The sequence below is a fragment of the Kitasatospora sp. NE20-6 genome, assembly GCF_045862635.1.
Map to the genome: position 1 here is coordinate 19,075 of NZ_BPRL01000010.1, position 22,883 is coordinate 41,957.

Genomic DNA, 22,883 nt, shown 5'->3' on the forward strand with positions numbered 1-22,883 from the left:
CATGGCGAAGCTGTCCCAGGACGAGCTGCTCGCGCAGTTCGAGACCCTGACCCTCATCGAGCTCTCCGAGTTCGTGAAGGCGTTCGAGGAGAAGTTCGACGTCAAGGCTGCCGCCCCGGTCGCCATCGCCGGCGGTCCGGTTGCCCCGGTCGCCGAGGCCGTCGAGGAGCAGGACGAGTTCGACGTCGTCCTCGAGTCCGCCGGTGACAAGAAGATCCAGGTCATCAAGGAGGTGCGCGCCCTGACCTCCCTCGGCCTGAAGGAGGCCAAGGACCTCGTTGACGGCACCCCCGCCGTCGTCCTGGAGAAGGTTGCCAAGGACGCCGCGGAGAAGGCCAAGGCCGCCCTTGAGGGCGCCGGCGCCAAGGTCACCGTCAAGTGACTCCACGCCCCCTCCGAGGGGGCGTACGGCCGGGCCGGTCACCCTTCGGGGTGGCCGGCCCGGCCTTTTTGCGTTCCGGGGCCCTCCGAGGGCCCCGCACGGGCCCGGCCGGGGCGTCCGGAGCCCCGCCGGGAGCCGGCGCCGCCCGCGCCCCCGGGGGCTCGCCGCACCCGCCCGCAGCGCACCCGGCCCCTGTCGGTGGCGGCGGGTAGGGTGATCACCGTCACCGTGCACGCCCCCGACCACGGACTCTGTAACGCCGCCGGAGCCCGGAGCGATGAGGTGCACGAGGTCCGCACTGCGGTGGGGGCCTTGACGAGCGGGAGCAGGCGCGCGATTCTCGATTCGCGCGCCGCACTCGGAGACGTCCGCCCCGGTTGGAGCGGCCCTGGATGCATATTCAGAGGCCCCAGCGGGAAGTGACTCCGAGTAGAGGTGCGGTGGTCCGGGTGTTCCCGGGCCACTGGGTTGTACGAAAGCAGGGGCACCCCTGCGCACCGCCCCCCGGGAGGGGGTTCGGGGCGTACGGGATGCGACCGGAGGGAGTGTCCGATTCGGTCTCCGAATCAGGGCTTGTCAGCAGTGTCGCCATTGGCTACACTGTCCCTTTGCGCTGCCTGTTAGCTGCTCCGTGACTCGTCGCCCGGAGTCTGCGCTGCCCTGTTGGGGTCTGGCACCGCCTCCGTAGACCGGTTCCGACCTGGGGATTCATCCTCCGGCCGGGCAGGTGTCCGGAGGTGGGATCGGCTCCCGTCATGGCCCGGCCGGTACGCGCGTAGTGAGCTCCGAGCCCTCGGAAGGACCCCCCTCTTGGCCGCGCCGCGCAACGCCTCGAACAATTCCGCCGCATCCACCGCCCCGCTCCGCGTCTCGTTCGCGAAGATCAAGGAGCCCCTTGAGGTCCCGAACCTCCTGGCCCTGCAGACCGAGAGCTTTGACTGGCTGCTCGGCAATGCGGCCTGGAAGTCCCGGGTCGAGGCGGCACTGGACAGTGGTCAGGACGTCCCCACGAAGTCCGGTCTGGAGGAGATCTTCGAGGAGATCTCCCCGATCGAGGACTTCAGCGGGTCGATGTCGCTGACCTTCCGCGACCACCGTTTCGAGCCGCCGAAGAACTCCATTGACGAGTGCAAGGACCGCGACTTCACGTTCGCGGCCCCGCTCTTCGTCACGGCCGAGTTCACCAACAACGAGACCGGTGAGATCAAGTCCCAGACGGTCTTCATGGGCGACTTCCCGCTCATGACCCACAAGGGCACGTTCGTGATCAACGGCACCGAGCGCGTCGTCGTGTCGCAGCTGGTCCGTTCCCCCGGCGTGTACTTCGACTCCACCCTGGACAAGGTGTCCGACAAGGACATCTACTCCGCCAAGATCATCCCCTCCCGCGGTGCCTGGCTGGAGATGGAGATCGACAAGCGCGACATGGTCGGTGTCCGCATCGACCGCAAGCGCAAGCAGTCGGTCACCGTCCTCCTCAAGGCCCTCGGCTGGACCACCGAGATGATCCTGGAGGAGTTCGGCGAGTACGAGTCGATGCGCGCCACCCTGGAGAAGGACCACACCCAGGGCCAGGACGACGCGCTCCTCGACATCTACCGCAAGCTGCGCCCCGGCGAGCCGCCCACGCGTGAGGCCGCGCAGACGCTGCTCGAGAACCTCTACTTCAACCCGAAGCGCTACGACCTCGCGAAGGTCGGCCGCTACAAGGTCAACCGGAAGCTCGGCAACGGCGAGTCCCTGGACTCCGGCGTGCTCACCGAGCCCGACATCATCAACACCATCAAGTACCTGGTGAAGCTGCATGCCGGCGAGACCGACTGGCGCGACGACGAGGGCCGCGACATCGTCATCGAGGTCGACGACATCGACCACTTCGGCAACCGGCGCCTGCGCAACGTCGGCGAGCTGATCCAGAACCAGGTCCGTACGGGTCTCGCCCGCATGGAGCGCGTCGTGCGCGAGCGCATGACCACCCAGGACGTCGAGGCGATCACGCCGCAGACCCTGATCAACATCCGGCCGGTCGTCGCCTCCATCAAGGAGTTCTTCGGCACCAGCCAGCTGTCGCAGTTCATGGACCAGACGAACCCGCTGTCGGGCCTGACCCACAAGCGCCGTCTGTCCGCGCTCGGCCCCGGTGGTCTGTCCCGCGAGCGGGCCGGCTTCGAGGTCCGTGACGTGCACCCCTCGCACTACGGCCGCATGTGTCCGATCGAGACCCCCGAAGGCCCGAACATCGGTCTGATCGGCTCGCTCGCGTCGTACGGCCGGGTGAACGCCTTCGGCTTCATCGAGACCCCGTACCGCAAGGTCATCGACGGTGTCGTCACCGAGCAGGTCGACTACCTCACCGCCGACGAGGAGGACCGCTACGTCATCGCGCAGGCCAACGCCCCGCTCACCGCGGAGCTGACCTTCGCGGAGCCGCGCGTCCTCGTCCGCCGCCGCGGCGGCGAGATCGACTACATCCCCGGCACCGAGATCGACTACATGGACGTCTCGCCGCGCCAGATGGTGTCGGTCGCGACCGCCATGATCCCGTTCCTGGAGCACGACGACGCCAACCGCGCGCTCATGGGCTCGAACATGATGCGCCAGGCCGTGCCGCTGCTGAAGAGCGAGGCACCGCTGGTCGGCACCGGCATGGAGTACCGCTGCGCCGTCGACGCCGCCGACGTCATCACCGCCGAGAAGTCCGGCGTGGTGCAGGAGGTCTCGGCCGACTACGTCACCGTGGCGAACGACGACGGCACGTACACCACGTACCGCGCCGCCAAGTTCACCCGCTCGAACCAGGGCACCGCCTTCAACCAGAAGGTGCTCGTGGACGAGGGCGCCCGGGTGGAGGTCAACCAGGTGCTGGCCGACGGCCCCTGCACCGACGAGGGCGAGATGGCCCTCGGCAAGAACCTCCTCGTGGCGTTCATGTCGTGGGAGGGCCACAACTACGAGGACGCGATCATCCTGTCGCAGCGCCTCGTGCAGGACGACGTCCTCTCCTCGATCCACATCGAGGAGCACGAGGTCGACGCCCGTGACACCAAGCTGGGCCCCGAGGAGATCACCCGGGACATCCCGAACGTCTCCGAGGAGGTCCTCGCCGACCTCGACGAGCGCGGCATCATCCGCATCGGCGCGGACGTCGTCACCGGCGACATCCTGGTCGGCAAGGTCACGCCCAAGGGCGAGACCGAGCTGACCCCGGAGGAGCGCCTGCTCCGCGCGATCTTCGGCGAGAAGGCCCGCGAGGTCCGCGACACCTCGCTGAAGGTGCCGCACGGCGAGTCCGGCAAGGTCATCGGCGTCCGCGTCTTCGACCGCGAGGAGGGCGACGAGCTGCCCCCCGGCGTCAACCAGCTCGTCCGCGTCTACGTGGCCCAGAAGCGCAAGATCACCAACGGTGACAAGCTCGCCGGCCGCCACGGCAACAAGGGCGTCATCTCGAAGATCCTGCCGGTCGAGGACATGCCGTTCCTGGAGGACGGCACCCCGGTCGACATCATCCTCAACCCGCTGGGTGTCCCGTCCCGCATGAACCCGGGACAGGTGCTGGAGATCCACCTCGGCTGGCTCTCGAAGCAGGGCTGGGACGTCTCCGGCCTCGCGGAGGAGTGGGCCCAGCGCCTCCAGGCGATCGGCGCGGACAAGGTCGAGGGCGGCACCAACCTCGCCACCCCGGTCTTCGACGGCGCCCGCGAGGACGAGATCACCGGCCTGCTGGACCACACCACGCTCACCCGTGACGGCGAGCGCCTGGTGAACTCCACCGGCAAGGCCCGGCTGTACGACGGCCGCTCCGGCGAGCCGTTCCCGATGCCGGTCTCGGTCGGCTACATGTACATCCTCAAGCTGCACCACCTGGTCGACGACAAGCTCCACGCCCGTTCGACCGGCCCGTACTCGATGATCACCCAGCAGCCGCTCGGTGGTAAGGCGCAGTTCGGTGGTCAGCGATTCGGTGAGATGGAGGTGTGGGCCCTCGAAGCGTACGGAGCCGCGTACGCGCTGCAGGAGCTGCTCACCATCAAGTCCGACGACGTCCTCGGCCGTGTGAAGGTCTACGAGGCCATCGTCAAGGGCGAGAACATCCCCGAGCCCGGCATTCCCGAGTCCTTCAAGGTCCTCATCAAGGAAATGCAGTCGCTCTGCCTCAACGTGGAGGTGCTGTCCTCGGACGGCCAGTCCATCGAGATGCGCGACTCCGACGAAGACGTGTTCCGCGCCGCCGAGGAGCTCGGCATTGACCTGTCCCGGCGCGAGCCGAGCAGCGTCGAAGAGGTCTGACGGAGGTGGGGCCGGCTGCCCCTGAACCAGGCAGCCGGCCCGCCCCCAGGCCCCCCTCAGACCACAGACAAACTCTCGAATCACGAAAGAGGGCTTGACGACCAGTGCTTGACGTCAACTTCTTCGACGAGCTCCGCATCGGCCTGGCCACCGCCGACGACATCCGCCAGTGGTCCCACGGCGAGGTCAAGAAGCCGGAGACCATCAACTACCGCACCCTGAAGCCCGAGAAGGACGGACTCTTCTGCGAGAAGATCTTCGGCCCCACCCGGGACTGGGAGTGCTACTGCGGCAAGTACAAGCGCGTCCGCTTCAAGGGCATCATCTGTGAGCGCTGCGGCGTCGAGGTGACCCGCGCCAAGGTGCGCCGCGAGCGGATGGGCCACATCGAGCTCGCCGCCCCGGTCACCCACATCTGGTACTTCAAGGGTGTCCCGTCCCGCCTGGGCTACCTGCTCGACCTGGCGCCGAAGGACCTCGAGAAGGTCATCTACTTCGCCGCCTACATGATCACCTGGGTCGACGACGAGCGCCGCCAGCGCGACCTGCCCTCCCTGGAGGCGCACGTCTCCGTCGAGCGGCAGCAGATCGAGAACCGCCGCGACGCCGACCTCGAAGGCCGTGCCAAGAAGGCCGAGACCGACCTGGCCGAGCTGGAGGCCGAGGGCGCCAAGGCCGACGTCCGCCGCAAGGTCCGCGAGGGCGCCGAGCGTGAGATGAAGCAGCTCCGCGACCGTGCCCAGCGCGAGCTGGACCGCCTCGACGAGGTGTGGAGCCGCTTCAAGAACCTCAAGGTCCAGGACCTGGAGGGCGACGAGCTGCTCTACCGCGAGCTCCGCGACCGCTTCGGCACGTACTTCTCCGGCTCGATGGGCGCCGCGGCGCTCAAGGACCGCCTGGAGTCCTTCGACCTGGCGGAGGAGTCCGAGCGCCTCCGCGAGATCATCCGCACCGGCAAGGGCCAGAAGAAGACCCGCGCGCTCAAGCGCCTCAAGGTCGTCTCCGCGTTCCTGCAGACCACCAACAAGCCCAAGGGCATGGTGCTGGACTGCGTCCCGGTCATCCCGCCGGACCTGCGTCCGATGGTGCAGCTGGACGGCGGCCGCTTCGCGACCTCCGACCTGAACGACCTGTACCGCCGCGTCATCAACCGCAACAACCGCCTGAAGCGCCTCCTCGACCTCGGTGCCCCCGAGATCATCGTGAACAACGAGAAGCGCATGCTCCAGGAGGCCGTCGACGCGCTCTTCGACAACGGCCGCCGCGGCCGCCCGGTCACGGGCCCCGGCAACCGTCCGCTGAAGTCGCTCTCCGACATGCTCAAGGGCAAGCAGGGTCGTTTCCGCCAGAACCTGCTCGGCAAGCGCGTCGACTACTCGGCCCGTTCGGTCATCGTCGTCGGCCCGCAGCTCAAGCTGCACCAGTGCGGCCTGCCCAAGGCCATGGCGCTGGAACTCTTCAAGCCGTTCGTGATGAAGCGCCTGGTCGACCTGAACCACGCGCAGAACATCAAGTCGGCCAAGCGCATGGTCGAGCGCGCCCGCCCGGTCGTGTGGGACGTCCTCGAAGAGGTCATCGCCGAGCACCCGGTGCTGCTGAACCGCGCGCCCACCCTGCACCGCCTCGGCATCCAGGCCTTCGAGCCCCAGCTGGTCGAGGGCAAGGCCATCCAGATCCACCCGCTCGTCTGCACCGCGTTCAACGCGGACTTCGACGGTGACCAGATGGCCGTCCACCTGCCGCTCTCCGCGGAGGCGCAGGCCGAGGCCCGCATCCTGATGCTGTCCTCGAACAACATCCTGAAGCCGGCCGACGGCCGCCCGGTCACCATGCCGACCCAGGACATGGTGCTCGGTCTGTTCTTCCTCACCTCGGACCGCGACGAGGTGAAGGGCGCCGGCCGCTCCTTCTCCTCCACCGCCGAGGCGATCATGGCCTTCGACGCCCGCGAGCTGGACGTCCAGGCCCCGATCGAGCTGCGCCTGCCCGCCGGCACGGTGCCGCCGCGCGGCTGGACCGCCCCGGTCGACGAGGACGGCCAGACCACCTGGTTCGAGGGCGAGCCCTTCCGGCTCACCACGACCCTGGGCCGCGCGCTCTTCAACGAGCTGCTGCCCGAGGACTACCCGTTCGTCGACTACGAGATCGGCAAGAAGCAGCTCTCGGCCATCGTCAACGACCTGGCGGAGCGCTACCCCAAGGTCACCGTCGCCGCGACGCTCGACAACCTGAAGGCCTCCGGCTTCCACTGGTCGACCCGTTCCGGCGTCACCGTCTCGATCTCCGACGTCGTCGTCCCGCCGAGCAAGCCCCAGATCCTCGAGGGCTACGAGGCGCAGGCGGAGAAGGTCCAGCGGCAGTACGAGCGCGGCCTGATCACCAACGACGAGCGCAAGAGCGAGCTCATCGGCATCTGGACCCGGGCGACCAACGAGGTCGCCGAGGCCATGAACGCGAACTTCCCGAAGACCAACCCCATCTTCATGATGGTGGACTCGGGTGCGCGCGGAAACATGATGCAGATGCGTCAGATCGCCGGTATGCGTGGTCTGGTCTCGAACGCCAAGAACGAGACGATCCCGCGTCCCATCAAGGCCTCGTTCCGTGAGGGCCTGTCCGTGCTGGAGTACTTCATCTCCACCCACGGTGCCCGTAAGGGCCTCGCCGACACCGCCCTGCGCACCGCCGACTCCGGCTACCTCACCCGTCGTCTGGTCGACGTCTCCCAGGACGTCATCATCCGCGAGGAGGACTGCGGCACCGAGCGCGGCCTCAAGCTGGCGATCGGCACGGTCGGTGCCGACGGCGTCCTGCGCAAGACGGACGACGTCGAGACCAGCGTCTACGCCCGCATGCTCGCCGAGGACATCACCGTCGACGGCAAGCTGCTGGCCACGGTCAACACCGACCTCGGCGACGTCCTGATCGACGAGCTGATCCGCCACAACATCGGCGAGGTCAAGACCCGCTCGATCCTCACCTGCGAGTCCGCGGTCGGCACCTGCGCCATGTGCTACGGCCGTTCGCTGGCCACGGGCAAGCTGGTCGACATCGGTGAGGCGGTCGGCATCATCGCCGCCCAGTCCATCGGTGAGCCCGGCACCCAGCTGACCATGCGCACCTTCCACACCGGTGGTGTGGCCGGTGACGACATCACCCAGGGTCTGCCCCGTGTCGTCGAGCTCTTCGAGGCCCGTACCCCCAAGGGTGTGGCCCCGATCTCGGAGGCCGCGGGCCGGGTCCGCATCGAGGACACCGAGAAGACCCGCAAGGTCGTCGTCACCCCCGACGACGGCAGCGACGAGATCGCCTACCCGGTCTCCAAGCGCGTGAAGCTGCTGGTCTCCGAGGGCGAGGCGGTGGAGGTCGGCCAGAAGCTGACCGTCGGTGCCACCAACCCGCACGACGTCCTGCGCATCATGGGCCAGCGTGCCGTCCAGATCCACCTGGTGGCCGAGGTCCAGAAGGTCTACAACTCGCAGGGCGTGTCGATCCACGACAAGCACATCGAGATCATCATCCGGCAGATGCTCCGCCGCGTGACGATCATCGAGTCGGGCGACGCCGAGCTGCTCCCGGGCGAGCTCGTCGAGCGCGGCCGCTTCGAGACCGAGAACCGTCGCGTGGTCTCCGAGAGCGGTCACCCCGCCTCGGGCCGTCCGCAGCTGATGGGTATCACCAAGGCCTCGCTGGCCACCGAGTCCTGGCTGTCGGCCGCCTCCTTCCAGGAGACGACCCGGGTGCTCACCGACGCGGCGATCCACGCCAAGTCGGACCCGCTGCTGGGCCTCAAGGAGAACGTCATCCTCGGCAAGCTCATCCCGGCCGGTACGGGTCTGCCCCGCTACCGCAACATCCGGGTCGAGCCGACCGAGGAGGCCAAGGCCGCGATGTACTCGGCCGTCGGCTACGACGACTACGACCTGTCGCCCTTCGGCGCCGGCTCCGGCCAGGCGGTCCCGCTGGACGACTACGACTACGGCCCGTACAGCGGCTGACGGTCAGGTCACGAGCGCAGGGCGGTCACCCCGGAAGGGGTGGCCGCCCTGCGGCGTTCCCGCCCCGGCCCAGGGCCGCCCGGACGGGTCCGCCGCGCAGCCGGTGCGTCCGGTCAGCGCATCCGGAAGACCGGCCCGCGGGCGGTGAACGGCAGCACCGCCCCGTGGGGGACGAGGTAGGCGTGCTCGCGGCGCACCCGCAGCACGTCGCACCAGCCGTCGGTGACGACCAGCACCGGCGCGGTGGACGGGAAGTCCTCGGCACGCTCCAGCAGGTCGACGCCGGGCTGCAGCACGGTGCCGCCCCGGCCGCGGATCCGCACCCGGCCGGCGATGTCCTCGGCGGGCAGGTACCCCGCGTCGTACGCGGCGGCGTCGCAGAACACGACACGGGCGGCGGTGACGTCACGGGCCGCGGCGTACGAGGCGATCGCGCCGAGCGCCTTGCCCAGCAGCACCCGGCTCATCGAGCCGGAGGTGTCGAGCACCACGCCGAAGGTGCAGCGGGCGACCTCCTCCTCCGGCCGGTACCGGCCGGCCCGCGGGACGCCGGGCGTGGACGCCTGCCGGCGCGAGGGGCGGGCGTAGCTCCGGACGGTCCGCGGCGACGGGACGAACTCGTCGAACCAGCGGGCGAGGCGCGCGTCCCACGGGAGCGGGGGATGGGCGAGGGCACGGATCTCCTCCACCAGCCCGGCGGGCAGCAGGCCGCGGTCGTCGCGCCGGTGCAGGTCGAAGCCCTGCTGGAGGCCGCGCCGGTAGAAGGCGTCCAGGTCGACGTAGTCGCGCGGGGGGCCCAGCGGCTCGCCCAGCACGTCCGGGCGGCCCTTGCCGGCGAGGGTGGCCAGCCGCCGGATCCGCCGCTCGTCGCGGACGACGCGGTCGTACACCTCCTCGGCGGACAGCCCCTTGAGCTGCGGGTCGTGCAGCAGCCCGCCCGGCATGGTGCCGACGCCCATCTCCAGCAGCCAGCCGTTGACGACGTAGTCGCAGGCGACGTTGAAGAGGTACGGGTCACGCGCCCCGCAGCGTTCGCCGTGCCGCAGCGCGGCGTGCAGCATCTCGTGGCCCAGGACGAAGCGCCACTCCTCGTCGGTGAACCGCAGCAGCGGGTTGACGTAGATCTCGCCGGCCGCGGTGTTGACGGCGGCCACGGAGATGCCGTGGGCGCGGGCGAGTTCGGCGTCGGCGACAAGGGTGAGCCCGGCCGCGATGCCGCCGAGCAGCGGGTAGGAGGACACGAACCAGGAGAGTGCGCGGTCCCAGGGCCGGACCGGCAGCCCTGCCGCGGTGAGCCCGCCGGAGCGCCCGCCCGCGGCGTCCATGGCGGCGGAGACGGTGCGGGTGAGGGCGGCGGCGAACGCGGCCGTCCAGTCCGGCGGGTCGACGTGCGGATGCCAGGGCACCAGCCGCTGGTCGGGTCCGTGCGGCCCGGCGGTGCCCGGCACGGGCGGCAGGTCCCCGCGCCGCCGTCGGGCGGCGAGCTCCTCCTCGTCGCCGGCCGGCACCACGGGCACCTCGTACGGGGCCCGGCCGAGCGGGAACCCCGCCTGGAAGCGGTGCACGACCGCGCAGCGGGCCGCCAGGTCGTCCGCGTCGGGGCCGGTGCGGCTGCCGTGCGCGGCGGGCACGTGGCCGAAGCCCAGGTGCAGCAGGCAGTGCGCCAGCACCCAGGCCCACTCGGCGGGTTCGGCCCGGCGGCGGACGTTCACGTGCACGGCGCCGTTCGAGTCGACGGCCGCCCAGCCGCCGGCCGGGGCGCAGGCCTCCTCCCGGCAGACGTCGCCGCCCACGGCGGCGAGCGCAGGGTTGCCCCGCACCGCCGCCAGGCCCGCGGTGAACGCCTCCAGCGCGGGGTCGGGCCTCGGCTCCGGCACGCGGGAGCGGGCCCTCACCGGCGGGCCTCGACCAGCCTGGGCAGGTCGCGCGCGGCCTCGACCAGGAACCACGACGGCAGCACCGGGTTGCCGTCCGACCCGTCCGCGATGACCGTCTGGGCGACCTCGACGGAGATCTCCGCGAGCTGCACGAGCAGCGACTTCGCCCGGAAGGCCGTCTGCCGCAGCGCGGGGGAGGCCTGCTCCTTGCGGGCCGGCAGCTCCTTCGCCAGCCGCCCGCGGAAACCGTCGGCCAGGTAGTACAGCAGGTCGCGGTCCTCCGGCCGGTGCGGCCAGCGGGCGTCGCCCCTGAGGATGGCGTCCAGACCGTACGCGTGCCGCACGATCTTGGCGTAGCCGCAGAACGCCACCGCGTGCGACGGGGAGAGCAGGCCGTGGGCGAGCACCGCGAGCGTCTGCTCGTCCACGTCCGGGCCGAAGGAGTGCAGCGCGTCCGACAGCATGTGCCAGGACCGGGGGGTGGAGAACGGCTCCTCCGTCTTCGGCGGCGCCGACCACAGGTGGTCCGGACGGTCCGCCAGGTGGTCCAGCACCCACGGGTGGACGCCGCTCCCCGCCGCCCACCGGAGCCAGTCGGTCGCACTGGCCCGCAGGTGCACGTGCACCAGCCGGTTGACCAGCGCCGACGCCATCGGCCGGGCCAGCGCCCCGTCGGTCGCCCGGTTGCCCGCACCGATCACGATCGAGCCGGGCGGCAGCTCGTACGAGCCGATCCGGCGGTCCAGGATCAGCGAGTAGAAGGCCTTCTGCACGTCCGGGGAGGCCGCGTTGAGCTCGTCGAGGAACAGGCAGTACGGGGTGTCACGGGCGATCGACTCCGGCGGGCAGAACCGCGACCGGCCGTCCGGGGTGATCTGCGGGACACCCACGAGATCCTCCGGCGCCAGCTGCGTGCCGATCAGGCTGACGCACTCCAGGCCCAGCGAGTCGGCGAACTCCCGTACCAGCGACGACTTCCCGATGCCCGGGGCGCCCCACAGGAAGACCGGCCGGGTGATCGCCAGACCCAGCAGCAGCTCGGGCACCTGGGACGGCGAGACGGTGACGGCACCCTGCACGGGACTCCTTCGACGAGGACGGGTTCGCGGTCAGTGTGCGCGGGCCGCCGCCGCCGCGCACCCGGTTTTCCGGCGGCGGTTTTCCGGTGGCGCGGGCCCGCCCCGCCGCGTACGGTCCCGCCCATGAACGCCAAGCGCCCCCTGGTCGCCGTCCTGACCGGCGCCGGGATCTCCACCGACTCCGGCATCCCCGACTACCGTGGCCCGCAAGGACTCTGGCAGCGCGACCCGGCGGCGCAGGACCTCGTGACCATCGGCCCGTACCTCGCCGACCCGGACGTCCGGCGCCGGTCGTGGCGGATGCGGCAGGAGGTCGGCGCCGTCGGCGCCGAACCCAACGCCGGCCACCTGGCACTGGTCGAACTGGAGCGCAGCGGCGTGCCGATGCGCGTCCTCACCCAGAACGTCGACGGCCTGCACCGGCGTTCGGGCCTGCCGGAACGCAAGGTGCTCGAACTCCACGGCACCGCACAGCGGGTGCAGTGCGTGCGCTGCCGCGTGCGCAGCGACATGGACGAGGCCCTGACACGGGTCGCCGCCGGCGAGGACGACCCGGCCTGCCGCGCCTGCGGCGGAATCCTGAGGCCGTGCACCGTGATGTTCGGCGAGGCCCTCGACGCGACCGTGCTCGGCACCGCCGCGTCCGTCGCCCGGGCCTGCGAGGTGTTCGTCGCCGTCGGCACCCTGCTGCAGGTCCACCCCGCGGCGGGCCTCGCGGAGCTCGCGGTGCAGAACGGCGCCCGGCTGATCATCGTCAACGCCGAGCCCACCCCGTACGACCCGCTCGCGGACGAGCTGATCCGCGAGCCGATCTCCGCCGCACTGCCCGCCCTGGTCCGCCGGATCGTCGCGGGGGACCTCACCGCCGGCGCCGCATAGCATGGCGGCACCCGAACGGCAGGGAGCGGACATGACGGCTGCACACTTCGACCCGTGGTCCCCCGCGTTCGTCGCGCACCCGTACGACGCCTACGCGGCGCTGCGCGACGAGGGGGCCGTCCACTTCTACGAACCCACCGGCCAGTGGCTGGTGCCCCGGTACGCCGACGTCTCCGCGCTGCTCCGCGACCGCCGGCTCGGACGCACCTACACCCACCGCTTCGGCCACGAGGAGTTCGGCCGGTCCGCGCCCGACCCCGCGCACGAGCCGTTCCACACCCTCAACGACCACGGACTCCTCGACCTGGAGGCCCCCGACCACACCCGGATCCGCCGGCTCGTCGCCAAGGCCTTCACCCCGCGCATGGTCGCCGCGCTGCAGCCCACCGTCGCCCGGCTCGCCGACGACCTCGTCACCGGCCTCCTCGCGGACGGCGGAGGCGACCTCGTCGCCGCCGTCGCCGAGCCCCTGCCGGTCGCCGTCATCGCCGAGATGCTGGGTGTCCCGGAGGGCGACCGGCCGCTGCTGCGCCCGTGGTCGGCGGCCATCACCGGGATGTTCGAGCTCAACCCGTCCGAGGAGACCGCGCGGCGCGCCGTCCGCGCCAGCACCGAGTTCTCCGACTACCTGCGCGCGCTGATCCGCGCCCGCCGCACCACCCCCGGCGACGACCTCGTCAGCGCCCTCGTGCAGGTCGCCGACGGCACCGACGTGCTCAGCGAGCAGGAGATGGTCTCCACCTGCGTGCTGCTGCTCAACGCGGGGCACGAGGCCACCGTCAACACCACCGGCAACGGCTGGTGGGCGCTCTTCCGCAACCCCGGCGAACTCGCCCGGCTGCGCGGCGCGGTGGACGAACTCCTGCCCACCGCCGTCGAGGAGCTGATGCGTCACGACACCCCGCTGCAGATGTTCGAACGCTGGGTGCTGGACGACATCGAGATCGACGGCACCACCGTGCCCCGCGGCAGCGAGGTCGCCCTGCTCTTCGGCTCCGCCAACCGCGACCCGGCCCGCTTCGCCGACCCCGACCGCCTCGACGTCGGCCGCACCGACAACCCGCACATCACCTTCGGCGCCGGAATCCACTTCTGTCTCGGCGCCCCGCTCGCCAGAATGGAGCTCACGGAGTCGTACGGCGCACTGCTGCGGCGGGCCCCCGGGATGCGGCTGCTCCGCGAGCCCGTCTGGCAGCCGGGGTACGTGATCCGCGGACTCGAAGAGCTGGCGGTCGAGATCTAGGACCGGACCGAGGGGGACACATGGGCGCTGCCACCGGAGCACTGCTGGGCCTGGCGATCGGCGACGCCCTCGGCCACCCGACCGAGTTCGAGACCTTCGACGAGATCGCCGCGCACTGCCCCGACTGGCGCGGTCTCCCGCTGCCCGCCCCGGCCCGCGTCACCGACGACACCCAGATGACCCTCGCGCTGGCCCGCGGCCTGCGCACCGCCCTGGAGCGCGGTCCGCTCACCCCGCTGCGCCTGGAGCGGCCGGTGCGCGAGGAGTTCGTCGACTGGTGGCGCTCGCCCCAGAACAACCGCGCGCCCGGCATGACCTGCCTGAAGTCCTGCCAGCGGCTCAGCAGGCCCGACCGGCCCTGGCAGGAGGCGACCGACACCGGTTCCAAGGGCTGCGGCGCCAACATGCGGGTCGCCCCGCTCGGCCTGGTCCGCTCCCTGACCGAACGCCAGCTGGCCGGCGCCGCCCAGCTGCAGTCCGGCCTCACCCACGGCCACCCGACCGCGCTCGCGGCGAGCGACCTCACCGCGTACACCGTGCGGCTGCTCGCCGAGGGCACCGCACCCGGCGAACTGCCCGGCCTGCTGCGGCAGTACGCGCTGCGCAACCGCACCCGGCACGACGCGTTCTGGCTCGGCGACCTCGCCGCGCACGCCCAGGACCATGCGCCGGAGGAGTTCACCGCCCGCGGCTGGGACGACTGCCTGCTCGTGCTGGACCGGCTCGACGCGGCCCTCGCCCGGCCGTCGCTCGACACCGACCCGTGCGAGATCACCGGCGCCGGCTGGATCGCCGAGGAGGCCTTCGCCACCGGCCTGCTCTGCTTCCTGCTGCTGCCGGAGGACCCGGTCGCCGCGGTCCGCCGCGCGGCCTTCTCCTCCGGCGACTCCGACTCCGTCGCCTGTCTCACCGGCGCGTTCGCGGGGGCGCACCACGGCGAGGAGGCCTGGCCCGGCGACTGGGTGGAGCGCATCGAGTACCGCGACGAGCTGCTCGCCTTCGGCGCCCTCTGGGACTGAGCGCCGCAGGCCCGGGCCGGCCGCCACCCCGGGACGCCGGGGGTGCGGGCGTCCGCCGCGGCCTCCTCCGGGCTCAGGCCTGCACCGGGTACCGTCCCGCCAGCGCCGCGCGGTCGCCCCCGGCCTGCGCGACCAGGTCGTCCGCGACCTGCAGCAGCACCTCCCGGCCCTCCACCGCGCCCGTCCACTCCGCGGGCAGTGCCGTGAGACCGTGCGCCGCGCCGACGAGGTTGCCGCAGACCGCGCCCGTCGAGTCGCTGTCGCCGGAGTGGTTCACCGACAGCAGCAGGGCCTCCCGCGGGCCCGCGACCAGGGCGCAGTACACCGCGATCGCCAGGCACTCCTCGGCGATCCAGCCGAGGCCGACCCGCTCCACCGCCTCCGCCGACCCGGGGCCCTCGGCGGCGACGCGCACCGCCCGCTCCAGTGCCGCCACGGTCTCCCCGGCGCCCGGCAGGGCGGCCACCTGGGCGGTCGTCCCCGCGACCGCCGACGGCAGGGGAACCCCGGCGGCCAGCCGCTCGACCAGTGCGGCGAAGGCGCCCGCCGCGAGGTAGCCCGTCGGGTGACCGTGGGTCAGCTGCGCGGCCAGGGCCGCCTGCCGGAACGCGTCCTCCACCCCCAGCCCCAGCAGTCCGAACGGTGCCGAACGCATCACCGTGCCGCACCCCTTGGAGTGCGGGTTGACCGGCCCGGGCCGGCCGAGCTCCGCCGCCGGCTCGTAGCGCGGATGCTCCGTCAGCCCGGTCAGGCAGGCCGTGCCGGGGGAGCGCGAGGCGTACAGGAAGGCGTGCCCCAGCAGCCAGCCGTCCGGCTGCCGTTCGGGGGCCGACAGGCGCTGCGTGAGCAGCCAGCGGTGGTACGCCGCCTTCAGCGCCTCCGGGTGCCCGCCGCGCAGCAGGCCCTCCGCGGTGAACAGGGTCATCTGGGTGTCGTCCGTGACCTGGTCGCCCTGCAGGCCGGTCACCCCCGCGGGGCCGAACCGCTGCCGGATCGCCTCCAGCCGCAGGAACTCCACCGGCCACCCCAGGGCGTCGCCCACCGCCCCGCCCAGCAGCGCCCCCCGCACCCTGTCGCGGAACCGCTCCGTACCGCTGTCCGCGCCTGCTGCCATGCCCGCCCCCCCGTGTGGTCCGCCCGTACCGTCCGCCCGGTGGCGTCCGGCTCAGTGCCCGATGGCCCCGGCGCGCCCGTGGATCGCCGCCCGGTCGGCGGCGGCCCGGCCGGCCGCCCAGCCCTCGCCGTCGCTGACCCGCACGCGCTGCGAGACCAGCTTCGGGAACATCTGCCCCACGGTCTCGTCCACGGCCTGCCCGCGGGCGGCCAGCGCGGGCAGCAGCCGTTCGTCCGGCACGAGTTGCTCGGAGGTGCCGTCCTCGCGCAGGTGCCGTCCGGCCGCGGCCTCCGCGGTCGTCCGCTCGGTGGCCTCGGTCAGCCGCTCGCGGATCCGCGCAGCATAGGAGATCAGGAACGACTGGCGGAACGCCTTCGTCCGGGGCGCGCCGTCCTTGTGCTTCCGGCTGCCGGCGCGGCTCATCGCCGCCGTCGCCTGGACGAGCAGCGAGGTGTAGAGCAGCTCCACCGCGTCCAGGTCGGCGTCGAAGCCGATCACCGTGCAGAAGCCGAACTCCTTCGCCCACACCACCCGGCAGCGGTTGGCCGCCGCGACCGCGTCCAGCAGCATCGCCTTCGGGCTCTCGTACGGGTTGTCGACCCCGATCCGCAGCGCGGCGGGCGCGTCCTCGGCCCGCGCGCCGACGGCCAGCAGCGCCTCGTCGATCGAGTACTGCGCCATCAGCTGCTGCGCCTTGGCGCTCAGTGCCTCGGCCTCGTCCGGGAACTCGGTCGACTCGGCCTTCGCGAGGAGGGCCCGGATCCGTCCGAGCATCCGCGGCTCGCCCGCCGACCGGACGGCCGCCCCGGCGAACGGCCGGGCGGACGGCGCGCCCTGCCCCGGCACCGGGCCGACGGGCGCGACCGGCGGCAGCAGCGACCAGGTCCGCAGCACCTCCAGCGCGGCCGTCGCCAGGGCGAAGCGGTCGAGCCGGTGGCGTTCCGCGAACGCCGACAGGAAGGCCGCATCGCGGTCCCACCACACCTCGACGGCCAGCTCGCGCAGCTGCTCGTGCCAGCGGCGGTCCAGCGAGGACGCCGGGTGCCGCCGGCCCTCGGCGGCGATCAGGTCGACGGCGAGCGCCAGGTGCGCAGGTCCGAGGCTGCGGCGCACCACCCGCACCACGTCGGCCGGCCGCCACCCGGCGCTCCAGCACCGTCCGACGGTCCGCTCCGTGTGCGCGAGGAGCGCCCGGCTCACCTCGGGCCACTGCTCCGCGGACGCCGCCAGCAGCGACGCCCCGACGTCGAGCGCGTAGTCGAGGCCGTCCGGGGACGCCGCGACCACCTGCCCGACCGCCTGTGCCAGCAGTCCGTCGACGGCCGTACCCTGCCCGTCCCTGCTGCTGCGCTTGCCCACTGTGCCTCTTCCGTCCACCGCCGTCCGACTGCCGACCCGGCCCGTCCATGATGCCGGAGCGGCCGGGGCGGCCCGGGGCGTGCGGCGTGCGTCACACCGCGGGGTGCCCGTACGGGCGTGCGGCCGCGGCCGGTGAATCCGTGGGGCCGCACCGGCAACTACTCGCCCCGCCCACTCGTCCTGCATTCTGTAGGGGCACAGCGTGCGCACAGCGCGCGACGGGGCGTCAGGGAGGTGGCCGGGATGGCCGTACAGCCGTGGGGGCAGCCGCAGCAGCCGTACGGGCAGCAGCCGCAGCCGTGGCAGCCCGCGCAGTCCCCCCAGTCCGCGATGCGCGCCGCCCACGCGGACCGCGAGCGGACGGTCGACGTCCTGAAGGCCGCGTACGCGGAGGGCCGGCTGACGGCCGAGGAGTACTCGCAGCGCTTCGACGCCGCGCACCGCGCGCAGACGTACGGGCAGCTCTCCCACCTGGTCGGCGACCTGCCGTCCGGGCCGATGGTCGCGCCGCAGATCTCCCAGGTGGGACCGGTCGTGCCGCAGGCCTTCCTGCCGCCGCCGATGCCGTACGTCCCGGTGCGGACGAACGGTCTGGCGATCGCCTCGATGGTGCTCGGGCTGCTCTGCCTGCCGACCTTCGGGATGCTGGGCGTCCCCGCGGTGGTGACCGGGCACATGGCGAAGTCGCAGCTGAAGCAGGGGCACGAGGAGGGCGACGGGATGGCCACCGCCGGCCTGGTGATCGGGTGGCTGTCGATCGGCGGATGGGCGATGATGATCCTGCTGGCGCTTGCCTCCTCGGTCTGACCGGGGTCCGGCTCCCGGCCCGCTCCGGTGGCGGAGGGGTGGTGTGTGTGATAGGACGGCGGGACATTTTCCCGTCGTCCGGCTGATCTTGCGCCGTCCCGGGTGAGCTGCGGCGTTCCATTTGTTTTGACCGCCGCCGATGCGCTAGGTACGCTCTGTTTCGTGCCTGGGGTGTCCCCGGGTCCTTGTGCGTGCCAGCAGACCGGCCGCCGTAGCAGAGCGCTATCCCGCTCTTGCCGTGCGAGCGCCGACGCTGCCCTAGCTCATGGGATTCCGCGCGTCCTCCGTCAGGAGGCCCAACACACCCGACCGCGTGGGTCGGAGGGTTGGGTTCGCCCCAGGTTAGTTTTACGCAGCCTTGGCACACAGAAAACGGAGAAACGGTGCCTACGATCCAGCAGCTGGTCCGAAAGGGCCGGCAGGACAAGGTCGAGAAGAACAAGACGCCCGCCCTCAAGGGCTCGCCGCAGCGACGCGGCGTCTGCACGCGTGTGTACACGACCACCCCGAAGAAGCCGAACTCGGCGCTTCGTAAGGTCGCCCGTGTGCGCCTCACCAGCGGGATCGAGGTCACCGCTTACATTCCGGGCGAGGGCCACAACCTGCAGGAGCACTCCATCGTGCTGGTCCGCGGTGGCCGTGTGAAGGACCTTCCTGGTGTCCGCTACAAGATCATCCGCGGTTCCCTCGACACCCAGGGTGTCAAGAACCGCAAGCAGGCCCGCAGCCGCTACGGCGCCAAGAAGGAGAAGTAACCATGCCTCGTAAGGGCCCCGCCCCGAAGCGCCCGGTCATCATCGACCCGGTTTACGGCTCCCCGCTGGTGACCTCGCTGGTCAACAAGATCCTGCTGCACGGCAAGCGCTCCACCGCCGAGCGGATCGTGTACGGCGCCCTTGAGGGCGTCCGCGAGAAGACCGGCGCCGACCCGGTGGTCGCGCTCAAGCGCGCCCTGGAGAACGTCAAGCCGACCCTTGAGGTCAAGTCCCGCCGTGTCGGTGGCGCGACCTACCAGGTCCCGATCGAGGTCAAGCCCGGCCGCGCCAACACGCTGGCCCTGCGCTGGCTCGTCGGCTACTCCCGCGCCCGCCGCGAGAAGACCATGACCGAGCGCCTGCTCAACGAGATCCTGGACGCGAGCAACGGTCTGGGCGCCTCGGTGAAGCGTCGCGAGGACACCCACAAGATGGCCGAGTCCAACAAGGCCTTCGCGCACTACCGCTGGTAGTCCTAACCCCGTCACTAGACAGAGAGAGAACGAGCCACCATGGCTGCAACCTCCCTTGACCTCGCCAGGGTCCGCAACATCGGGATCATGGCGCACATCGACGCGGGCAAGACCACCACCACCGAGCGGATCCTGTTCTACACCGGTGTCTCGTACAAGATCGGTGAGGTCCACGACGGCGCTGCCACGATGGACTGGATGGAGCAGGAGCAGGAGCGCGGCATCACGATCACGTCGGCCGCGACGACCTGTCACTGGACGCTCGACGGCGTCGACAACACCATCAACATCATCGACACCCCGGGCCACGTCGACTTCACCGTCGAGGTGGAGCGTTCGCTCCGCGTGCTCGACGGTGCGGTGACGGTGTTCGACGGCGTCGCCGGCGTCGAGCCCCAGTCCGAGACCGTGTGGCGGCAGGCTGACCGCTACGGCGTCCCGCGCATCTGCTTCATCAACAAGCTGGACCGCACGGGCGCCGACTTCTACTTCTGCGTGCAGACCATCGTGGACCGCCTCGGCGCGACCCCGCTGGTCATGCAGCTGCCGATCGGCGCGGAGTCCGACTTCGTCGGCGTCGTCGACCTGGTGAAGATGAAGGCCCTGGTCTGGTCGCCCGAGGCGACCAAGGGCGAGATGTACGACGTCGTCGACATCCCGGCCGAGCTCGCCGACAAGGCGGCCGAGTACCGCGAGGCGCTGCTCGACACCGTGTCGAACGTCAGCGACGAGGTGATGGAGCTCGCCCTGGAGGGCGACGACATCCCCGAGGAGCTGCTGATCGCCGCGATCCGCAAGGGCACGCTGGAGTCCGCCTTCACGCCGATCTTCTGCGGCACCGCGTTCAAGAACAAGGGCGTTCAGCCCCTGCTCGACGCCGTCGTGAAGTACCTGCCGTCGCCGCTGGACATCGAGTCCATCGAGGGCACCAAGCCCGGCGACGACTCGGTGAAGATCTCGCGCAAGGCCTCGGACGACGAGCCGCTCGCCGCGCTCGCGTTCAAGATCATGTCCGACCCGCACCTGGGCAAGCTCACCTTCGTCCGGATCTACTCCGGGCGCCTTGAGGCCGGCACCGCCGTCCTCAACGCGGTGAAGGGCCGCAAGGAGCGCATCGGCAAGATCTACCGCATGCACGCGAACAAGCGTGAGGAGATCGACTCGGTGGGCGCCGGCGACATCGTCGCCGTCATGGGTCTCAAGCAGACCACCACCGGCGAGACCCTGTCCGACGAGAAGCAGCCGGTCATCCTGGAGTCCATGGACTTCCCGGCCCCGGTCATCCGCGTCGCGATCGAGCCGAAGTCCAAGGGCGACCAGGAGCGGCTCGGTACCGCCATCCAGCGCCTGGCCGAGGAGGACCCGTCCTTCCAGGTCAACACGGACGAGGAGACCGGCCAGACCATCATCGCGGGTATGGGCGAGCTGCACCTCGAGGTGCTGGTCGACCGTATGAAGCGTGAGTTCAAGGTCGAGGCCAACGTCGGCAAGCCGCAGGTCGCGTACCGCGAGACGATCCGCAAGGGCGTCGAGCGCATCGACTACACGCACAAGAAGCAGACCGGTGGCTCGGGCCAGTTCGCGAAGATCCAGATCGCGATCGAGCCGCTCGAGTCCGGCGAGGGCTACGAGTTCGTCAACAAGGTCACCGGTGGCCGCGTGCCGAAGGAGTACATCCCTTCGGTCGACGCCGGCTGCCAGGAGGCCATGGAGTTCGGTGTCCTCGCCGGGTACCCGCTCCAGGGCGTTCGCGTGACCCTGCTCGACGGTGCGTCGCACGACGTCGACTCGTCCGAGCTCGCGTTCAAGATCGCCGGTTCGATGGCGTTCAAGGAAGGCGCCCGGAAGGCCTCCCCGGCCATCCTGGAGCCGATGATGGCCGTCGAGGTCACCACGCCCGAGGACTACATGGGCGACGTGATCGGCGACATCAACTCCCGTCGCGGTCAGATCCGTTCCATGGACGAGCGTCACGGCGCCCGCGTCGTTTCGGCGCTCGTCCCGCTCTCCGAGATGTTCGGCTACGTCGGTGACCTGCGCAGCAAGACCTCTGGTCGCGCAAGCTACTCGATGCAGTTCGACTCGTACGCCGAGGTTCCGCGGAACGTGGCGGACGACATCATCGCCAAGTCCAAGGGCGAGTAGTTCCACCGTGCCGGCGGCGCATGCTGCCGACATACGGGACTTTCCCGACCCCTTAGGCTAGAAGGAGGAAACTCGGGGGGATCTCCCCAGATCCCCCCGGGCCCTCCGGCACCCCACCCCGCGGGACGGCACGGGGCGCTACCGGCGCCACGTTCCCAAACCCGATCCAGACCAACTGACGTCGTACGGCGTACAGAACTGTCCTCAGGAGGACTGCAGTGGCGAAGGCGAAGTTCGAGCGGACGAAGCCCCACGTCAACATCGGCACCATCGGTCACATCGACCACGGTAAGACCACGCTGACCGCGGCGATCACCAAGGTGCTGCACGACGCTTACCCGGAGATCAACCCCTTCACGCCGTTCGACCAGATCGACAAGGCGCCGGAGGAGCGGCAGCGCGGTATCACCATCTCCATCGCGCACGTCGAGTACCAGACCGAGGCGCGTCACTACGCCCACGTCGACTGCCCGGGTCACGCGGACTACATCAAGAACATGATCACCGGTGCGGCCCAGATGGACGGTGCGATCCTCGTCGTCGCCGCCACCGACGGCCCGATGCCGCAGACCAAGGAGCACGTCCTCCTGGCCCGCCAGGTCGGCGTCCCCTACATCGTCGTCGCCCTGAACAAGGCCGACATGGTGGACGACGAGGAGATCCTGGAGCTCGTCGAGCTCGAGGTCCGTGAGCTCCTCTCCGAGTACGAGTTCCCGGGCGACGACCTGCCGGTCGTGCGCGTCTCGGCGCTGAAGGCGCTCGAGGGCGACGCCGAGTGGGGCCAGAAGCTCCTCGGCCTGATGGCCGCCGTCGACGAGTCGATCCCGACCCCGGCGCGCGCCACCGAGCTCCCGTTCCTGATGCCGATCGAGGACGTCTTCACGATCACCGGTCGTGGCACCGTCGTCACCGGTCGCATCGAGCGTGGTGTCCTCAAGGTCAACGAGACCGTCGACATCATCGGCATCAAGACCACCAAGACCACCACCACGGTCACCGGTATCGAGATGTTCCGCAAGCTGCTCGACGAGGGCCAGGCGGGCGAGAACGTCGGTCTGCTCCTCCGTGGCATCAAGCGCGAGGATGTCGAGCGCGGCCAGGTCATCATCAAGCCGGGTTCGGTCACGCCGCACACCGACTTCGAGGCCCAGTCGTACATCCTGTCGAAGGACGAGGGTGGCCGTCACACCCCGTTCTTCAACAACTACCGCCCGCAGTTCTACTTCCGTACCACGGACGTGACCGGCGTCGTGACCCTCCCCGAGGGCACCGAGATGGTCATGCCGGGCGACAACACCGCCATGACCGTTGCGCTGATCCAGCCCATCGCCATGGAGGAGGGCCTCAAGTTCGCCATCCGTGAGGGTGGCCGCACCGTCGGCGCCGGCCAGGTCACCAAGATCATCAAGTGATGATCTGACCCCGGCCCGCCGTTCGGCAGGCTCGCCGCAAGGCAACGAGAGGGC

General features: G+C 70.9%; 15 protein-coding genes. 11 read left to right on the plus strand and 4 right to left on the minus strand.

Going from position 1 to position 22,883, the window contains the following annotated elements; genetic code table 11:
- Position 1 precedes the first annotated feature (1 nt).
- The 3 genes from rplL (at position 2) to SNE206_RS10875 (ending at position 8,667) form a co-directional block, all read left to right on the plus strand.
- Positions 2-382: a 50S ribosomal protein L7/L12 gene (gene rplL / locus SNE206_RS10865; protein WP_407912984.1), complete on the plus strand. Its 381-nt coding sequence runs from the start codon at positions 2-4 to the stop codon at positions 380-382.
- 810 nt (positions 383-1,192) lie between these two features.
- Positions 1,193-4,669 carry a DNA-directed RNA polymerase subunit beta gene (gene rpoB / locus SNE206_RS10870; RefSeq protein ID WP_407912985.1) on the plus strand — a complete coding sequence of 1,159 codons (3,477 nt, stop codon included), beginning with the start codon at positions 1,193-1,195 and terminating at the stop codon, positions 4,667-4,669.
- A gap of 104 nt (positions 4,670-4,773) precedes the next feature.
- The gene (locus tag SNE206_RS10875) at positions 4,774-8,667 is read left to right on the plus strand and encodes a DNA-directed RNA polymerase subunit beta' (RefSeq protein WP_407912986.1); all 3,894 of its coding nucleotides are present in this window, start codon (positions 4,774-4,776) and stop codon (positions 8,665-8,667) included.
- 113 nt (positions 8,668-8,780) lie between these two features.
- Here the strand turns inward: SNE206_RS10875 and SNE206_RS10880 are convergent, their stop codons facing one another.
- Positions 8,781-10,544, minus strand: a complete 1,764-nt coding sequence (locus SNE206_RS10880) for a DUF2201 family putative metallopeptidase (protein ID WP_407912987.1) — start codon at positions 10,542-10,544, stop codon at positions 8,781-8,783.
- Between the two features lie 14 nt (positions 10,545-10,558).
- Positions 10,559-11,623 carry an ATP-binding protein gene (locus tag SNE206_RS10885; RefSeq protein ID WP_407912988.1) on the minus strand — a complete coding sequence of 355 codons (1,065 nt, stop codon included), beginning with the start codon at positions 11,621-11,623 and terminating at the stop codon, positions 10,559-10,561.
- 123 nt (positions 11,624-11,746) lie between these two features.
- Between SNE206_RS10885 and SNE206_RS10890 the strand changes: the two genes are divergently transcribed.
- Genes SNE206_RS10890 through SNE206_RS10900 form a run of 3 tightly spaced genes read left to right on the plus strand, consistent with a single transcriptional unit; the run spans position 11,747 to position 14,764 of the window.
- On the plus strand, positions 11,747-12,502 hold the full coding sequence (locus SNE206_RS10890; RefSeq protein ID WP_407912989.1) for an SIR2 family NAD-dependent protein deacylase: 756 nt from the start codon (positions 11,747-11,749) through the stop codon (positions 12,500-12,502).
- Between the two features lie 31 nt (positions 12,503-12,533).
- The gene (locus SNE206_RS10895; RefSeq protein ID WP_407912990.1) at positions 12,534-13,745 is read left to right on the plus strand and encodes a cytochrome P450; all 1,212 of its coding nucleotides are present in this window, start codon (positions 12,534-12,536) and stop codon (positions 13,743-13,745) included.
- A gap of 20 nt (positions 13,746-13,765) precedes the next feature.
- A complete protein-coding gene (locus SNE206_RS10900) occupies positions 13,766-14,764 on the plus strand; it encodes an ADP-ribosylglycohydrolase family protein (protein WP_407912991.1) in 999 nt (332 codons plus the stop codon).
- A gap of 73 nt (positions 14,765-14,837) precedes the next feature.
- On the opposite strand, the gene SNE206_RS10905 is transcribed toward SNE206_RS10900, so the two are convergent.
- Positions 14,838-15,878: an ADP-ribosylglycohydrolase family protein gene (locus SNE206_RS10905; RefSeq protein WP_407912992.1), complete on the minus strand. Its 1,041-nt coding sequence runs from the start codon at positions 15,876-15,878 to the stop codon at positions 14,838-14,840.
- A 51-nt stretch (positions 15,879-15,929) separates the two neighbouring features.
- Positions 15,930-17,237: a DUF2786 domain-containing protein gene (locus tag SNE206_RS10910; protein ID WP_407912993.1), complete on the minus strand. Its 1,308-nt coding sequence runs from the start codon at positions 17,235-17,237 to the stop codon at positions 15,930-15,932.
- A 243-nt stretch (positions 17,238-17,480) separates the two neighbouring features.
- Between SNE206_RS10910 and SNE206_RS10915 the strand changes: the two genes are divergently transcribed.
- The 5 genes from SNE206_RS10915 to tuf all read left to right on the plus strand — a co-directional run bounded on the left by SNE206_RS10915 (position 17,481) and on the right by tuf (position 22,829).
- Entirely contained in the window at positions 17,481-18,044 is a 564-nt protein-coding gene (locus SNE206_RS10915; protein ID WP_407912994.1) for a DUF1707 and DUF4190 domain-containing protein, read from the plus strand.
- A 383-nt stretch (positions 18,045-18,427) separates the two neighbouring features.
- The gene (gene rpsL / locus SNE206_RS10920) at positions 18,428-18,799 is read left to right on the plus strand and encodes a 30S ribosomal protein S12 (RefSeq protein ID WP_014144289.1); all 372 of its coding nucleotides are present in this window, start codon (positions 18,428-18,430) and stop codon (positions 18,797-18,799) included.
- A gap of 2 nt (positions 18,800-18,801) precedes the next feature.
- Complete coding sequence (gene rpsG, locus SNE206_RS10925) at positions 18,802-19,272, plus strand: 30S ribosomal protein S7 (RefSeq protein ID WP_405012872.1); 471 nt, start codon at positions 18,802-18,804, stop codon at positions 19,270-19,272.
- 39 nt (positions 19,273-19,311) lie between these two features.
- The gene (gene fusA / locus SNE206_RS10930) at positions 19,312-21,417 is read left to right on the plus strand and encodes an elongation factor G (RefSeq protein ID WP_407912995.1); all 2,106 of its coding nucleotides are present in this window, start codon (positions 19,312-19,314) and stop codon (positions 21,415-21,417) included.
- A 218-nt stretch (positions 21,418-21,635) separates the two neighbouring features.
- Positions 21,636-22,829, plus strand: a complete 1,194-nt coding sequence (gene tuf / locus SNE206_RS10935; protein WP_407912996.1) for an elongation factor Tu — start codon at positions 21,636-21,638, stop codon at positions 22,827-22,829.
- Positions 22,830-22,883: the final 54 nt, after the last annotated feature.

Coding starts and splice junctions, on each gene's coding strand:
- rpsG (WP_405012872.1), top strand. CDS start 18,802: ATGCCTCGTAAGGGCCCCGCCCCGAAGCGCCCGGTCATCATCGACCCG.
- SNE206_RS10900 (WP_407912991.1), top strand. CDS start 13,766: ATGGGCGCTGCCACCGGAGCACTGCTGGGCCTGGCGATCGGCGACGCC.
- SNE206_RS10890 (WP_407912989.1), top strand. CDS start 11,747: ATGAACGCCAAGCGCCCCCTGGTCGCCGTCCTGACCGGCGCCGGGATC.
- SNE206_RS10895 (WP_407912990.1), top strand. CDS start 12,534: ATGACGGCTGCACACTTCGACCCGTGGTCCCCCGCGTTCGTCGCGCAC.
- SNE206_RS10905 (WP_407912992.1), bottom strand. CDS start 15,878: ATGGCAGCAGGCGCGGACAGCGGTACGGAGCGGTTCCGCGACAGGGTG.
- rplL (WP_407912984.1), top strand. CDS start 2: ATGGCGAAGCTGTCCCAGGACGAGCTGCTCGCGCAGTTCGAGACCCTG.
- SNE206_RS10915 (WP_407912994.1), top strand. CDS start 17,481: ATGGCCGTACAGCCGTGGGGGCAGCCGCAGCAGCCGTACGGGCAGCAG.
- fusA (WP_407912995.1), top strand. CDS start 19,312: ATGGCTGCAACCTCCCTTGACCTCGCCAGGGTCCGCAACATCGGGATC.